This is a genomic window from Absicoccus sp. (assembly GCF_034090965.1).
In the GTDB taxonomy this organism is placed as follows: domain Bacteria; phylum Bacillota_I; class Bacilli_A; order Erysipelotrichales; family Erysipelotrichaceae; genus Absicoccus; species Absicoccus intestinalis.
Genome location: NZ_JAXDRQ010000012.1, coordinates 1 through 4,882, shown reverse-complemented (window position 1 = coordinate 4,882; position 4,882 = coordinate 1). Strand labels below are relative to the sequence as shown.

Sequence of the window (4,882 nt, the reverse complement as noted above, 5' to 3'; positions counted from 1 at the left end):
ATGGTGCCGAAGAGAAGATTTGAACTTCCGACCTACGCGTTACGAATGCGTTGCACTACCGCTGTGCTACTCCGGCATCTGTTCATAATAATACATGAAACCGGACAGTATTTCAAGATAAAATTAGTAACCCGTATCATAACTTCCACTATAATAACTGCTATCCGTAGATGTATCATCTTGCATTGTTGTATCTGTATAGCTAGATGAATCGGTAACATCGCTGGATGCATCCGCTGAAGTATCCGTTTGTTGTGAGGAAGTGGTATCCGATGTTGAATAATTACGATACGATTTACACAACTGCGAAAATGTTTTTGTGGATACTTGCTGACAAAGTGTGTCAATTTGTTGCTTATCGGTCTTGGTTAAACTATCGTATGTATCTTCATACGAAACAATCGTTGCTTTCTGGTCTTCTGTATATGTAGCCCAATTGTTAATAAACGTGGATAACTGATTCAACCGATCTGCTTCTTGTTGTGCTTTTGCCTTTTTTAGATCCGTAAAAATAGTGGTTAATTTCTTTCCGGTCTGCTCTTTAAAATACGCATTGATATTGGTCTTTTGTTCATCCGTCAATTGATCGTATTTCTTTTGATAATTCAACAATTCACTCTTTTCTGTATCGGAAGACATGCTCCATTCATCCGCATAGCCTTGCAACGTTTGATATGTCTTTTCCATCGATTGTGTGACTAAATGTTGTGGATCATAAATTATGGTCTTATAGGCATAGCCTACCAACAATCCAGCAATTACTAAAACAATGCATAAAAAGACAATGAGTCGAAATTTAAACGAGTTTGATTTTTTTTGATGCTCAGTTAATTTCGATTCTTCTTTTTCATTTTCCTGGTACAATGTCCGTTTTAATTTGACCCGTCCCGTTGCGCCCATCCGAATCAGTGTATCCGTCAAAGATAAATCTTTATCCGTCTCCTCTTTCTTTTTAGATTTGATTTTTTTGATCACCCTTGTTGATTCAACAGGCACTGTTGCTTCTTTATCTTTATTTTCATTGATAACTTTTTGAATATATTTTAACGATTGATCCCCTTGATCAAACGATATTGATTTGGTTGTGAAATCAGGAACATCCAATTGATCGAGCCTTTCTTGTGATTCACGCAAACGATCAATAGCACTTTCCTTCTTACTATTCTTTTTCTTCTGCTCCATTTTGATCCTCTTAATGATTTTTATTTTACCATAGGTATATCGAAAACGGCATAAAAAAAACGAGCATTGCTCGTTTCTTTATTACATGGTGCCCAAGGCCGGACTCGAACCGGCACGAGCTCATCACTCGGTGGATTTTGAGTCCACTGCGTCTACCAATTTCACCACTCGGGCATCGCTCATTTATAATACAACATGTTGTTCATACTTGCAAGCAAAAATTTTGTTTATTTTATGAATTTGCGTATAATTAAATACACAAGGAGGATTTGGACAATGAAAGTACTACTTGGATTAAGCGGTGGCGTCGACTCAGCGGTAGCTGCCTATCTACTCAAGAAACAAGGACACGATGTCACCTGTTGTTTTATGCGAAATTGGGATAGCTTTGCCAATAATGACATTGCTGGCAATCCTACCATTCAAGACCCTACATGTCCACAAGAACAAGATTATTTGGATGCACAAGCCGTTGCAAACAAACTCGACCTTCCCCTAGAACGGGTCGATTATATCAAAGAATATTGGGATCATGTCTTCCAAACTTTTTTGAACGAATATGCCAAAGGCCGTACTCCAAATCCAGATATTCTCTGCAACAAATACATCAAATTCGACTCTTTCTTTCAATATGCGATGGAACATGGCTTTGATGCAGTCGCAACAGGACACTATGCATCAACTACAGAAGACCATGGATTCAAATACTTGAGTCGCGCTGCTGATCATAATAAAGACCAAACGTATTTTCTCTGTCAAGTCAATAAAGAAGCCTTTCAAAAAACATTATTTCCTTTGGGCACCATTGAAAAACCTGAAGTACGAAAAATCGCAAAACAATTAGAATTGGATAGTGTCTCAACCAAAAAAGATAGTACTGGCATTTGTTTCATTGGTGAACGAGATTTCCGTAAATTTCTAACCAATTATCTACCAAGTCAAAACGGAAAGATTGTGGATATTGATACACTGGAAACGGTTGGCGAGCACATTGGTGTTTTATATTATACCATTGGCCAACGCAAAGGATTGCATATTGACCATGTAAAAGGACCATGGTTTGTCGTTGGTAAAGATGTTGAAAAAAATATTCTTTTCGTTTGTCATACGACCCATAAAGGCTGGTTATATAGTGATTCATGTCTGGTCAAAAACGTCAACTGGCTTGTCGATGACGCATATCCGATTCCTGCAGATTGTACGGCAAAATTCCGCTATCGTCAGCCCGATCAAGACATCCATTTAGAACGAATAGATGATACAACCGTCATGGTCCATTATCCCCAGAAGATATCGGCCATCACTTGTGGTCAAGAAGCGGTCTTCTATGATGGTACTATCTGTTTAGGTGGTGGCGTCATTGAAGAAGTATATCGAGATGGCAACGATCTAAATCAAACAATCATACATCGTTATCAGGAGTCGACTCATGCCCACTGAAGTGTTGGAAGCCAAACTTCAATACGTGATCTTTGAAAATCCAACCAACCACTATGTTGTTGCCCAATTTTCAGAAACCAAGACCTATCACGTCTTTACAGCCACAGGAATGATCGATGGGCCTTTAGAAGACCAAATTTATGAATTAAATGGACAATATGTAACACATCCTCGCTATGGCAAACAATTTCAGATCTTCTCAGCGCAAAAGAAACTCCCCAATACAAGCGAAGCCATCGTTCGTTTCTTGAGTAGCGATGCATTTCCTACCATCGGTAAAAAAACCGCTGAAGATATCGTCGATGCATTGGGCGAAGATTGTTTAAACCAAATCAAAGAAGATCCAAGTTGTTTGGATTCCATTCCTAAGTTAAACCATAAACGCAAACAAATCATCATCCAAGGTATCCAGGATTTTGATGGCTTTTCACAAACCTATGCCCAATTGATGCAATGGGGATTGGATCAAACGCGCATTACTTTGTTGCAAGAACACTATGAAGACGTCATGGATGTGATCGAAAAAAATTGTTTTCGTCCTTACTATGAAATTCATGGATTTGGATATAAAAGTGCCTGTAAGCTCGCAAATGGCATGGAAATTCCGGCCAAAGATCAGCGTCGTCAAGATGCATATATGCACGAAACCATCGGCCAGATCATTCTAAAAACAGGAAATACATACATCACTCTGCCTTGGTTGGTTGCATATTTATCACAAATTGACCAACAAAACATCATTGACTCCGTTAATCGTTTGGCCCAAAAAGAAATCATTCGGCTTGTCAATGATCGCATCTATCCATATCATCTCTATGAAGAGGAACAATGGATCAGTTCCATCCTGGTATCTCATTCTATACCAATTGACGAAATTGAAGTCGATACGATCAATGATAAAATCAAAGCCATTGAATTTGAAAACGCAATCACCTATGAAAGCATGCAGAAACAAGCCATCTTTACGTTTTTTCAAAATTCGGTCATGTTGATCAACGGCGGTCCAGGCACTGGAAAGACAACGATAGTGAAAGGTATTCTGGAACTCTGCCAAGACTTTTATCCCGATGCCAATATCCAGCTTTGTGCACCAACCGGCAGAGCGGCTAAACGACTAGCCCGTTTATCTTGTTACAGCGCCAAAACGATCCATTCTTTATTGAAATGGAATATGGAAGATAACACATTCGGAATGAACGAAGACGATCCCATTGATGCTGATTTTTTAATTGTGGATGAATTCAGTATGGTTGATACCCATATTTTTGCCGCTTTATTAAAAGCACTAGAACCACATTGTCGCATCCTTCTTATTGGCGATGAAAACCAGTTAGAAAGTGTCGGACCCGGAAAAGTATTCAAAGATATCATTGATAGTCATCTTTTCCCGATCATCCATTTGGAGAAAATTTTTCGACAAGCCAATGGCAGTGGTATCGTTACTCTTGCCAATCAAATTCGTACGGAACAAAATTGTACCTATGAAGATGGTGTAACCTTTATCGAACAACCTACCGAAAATATCATACCCACTCTTTTAAGCATCACTCAAAATTATGCCTTAGATGCCTTTGAAATCTTAGCACCCATGTATCATGGTGGTGCGGGAATCGATCAAATCAACATTGCGATGCAAAACCTGAAAAATCCACCAGCTGTAAATAAAGCGGAATTACACGTTGGCGCGACTACGTTTCGTGAAAATGACAAAGTCATGTTATTAAAGAATCTGCCTGATGATAATGTCTATAATGGCGATATTGGTACGATCCTTGCGATCGAAACAAAGAAAAAAGAATATTGTGTTAGTGTCGATTTTGGGGAAAACGTTGTCGATTTTGACAGTGATATTTTATATTATCTTAAACATGCCTATTGCATCAGTATTCATAAATCACAAGGCAGTGAATATCCGATGGTCATTTGTGTAGTGGATAAAATCAGTGCACGCATGCTCAATCAACGCTTGTTGTATACAGCCATTTCCCGAGCTAAAAAAGAATTATTTATCATCGGTCAACAAAGTTTGTTTGAAAGTAGTGTCAAAACCAAACAACGTCATATTCGTCAAACGAGCCTCAAACAAGCTCTACAACATCGAAAAGCGGAAAGTGAATAATGATATGATCCCCTAAAAGTAGACAGTACAAATACACAAAATGTACTGCCCTGCTTTTGGGGGATTTTATTATGGGACGAAAAGCCAAATATACATTTGAACAAAAGCTACAAGCTGTATTGGATTATCAATCAGGAAAGA

General features: G+C 38.6%; 3 protein-coding genes and 2 tRNA genes. 2 read left to right on the top strand and 3 right to left on the bottom strand.

Annotated features, from left to right (window positions below; genetic code table 11):
- Position 1: 1 nt before the first annotated feature.
- From SOS22_RS02185 to SOS22_RS02175, 3 genes are all read right to left on the bottom strand, one after another.
- Positions 2–76: transfer RNA gene (locus tag SOS22_RS02185), tRNA-Thr, on the bottom strand.
- Positions 77–123: 47 nt separating this feature from the next.
- Positions 124–1,182 (bottom strand): hypothetical protein, encoded by a 1,059-nt coding sequence (locus SOS22_RS02180; RefSeq protein ID WP_320596203.1) that lies wholly within the window; start codon positions 1,180–1,182, stop codon positions 124–126.
- An 86-nt stretch (positions 1,183–1,268) separates the two neighbouring features.
- Positions 1,269–1,356 (bottom strand) — tRNA-Leu (locus tag SOS22_RS02175).
- Positions 1,357–1,416: 60 nt separating this feature from the next.
- Here SOS22_RS02175 and mnmA point away from each other — a divergent pair.
- Complete coding sequence (mnmA, locus tag SOS22_RS02170; RefSeq protein WP_320326154.1) at positions 1,417–2,622, top strand: tRNA 2-thiouridine(34) synthase MnmA; 1,206 nt, start codon at positions 1,417–1,419, stop codon at positions 2,620–2,622.
- Entirely contained in the window at positions 2,612–4,741 is a 2,130-nt protein-coding gene (locus tag SOS22_RS02165; protein WP_320596202.1) for an ATP-dependent RecD-like DNA helicase, read from the top strand. Before mnmA ends, SOS22_RS02165 begins: the two co-directional genes overlap by 11 nt.
- Positions 4,742–4,882 lie beyond the last annotated feature (141 nt).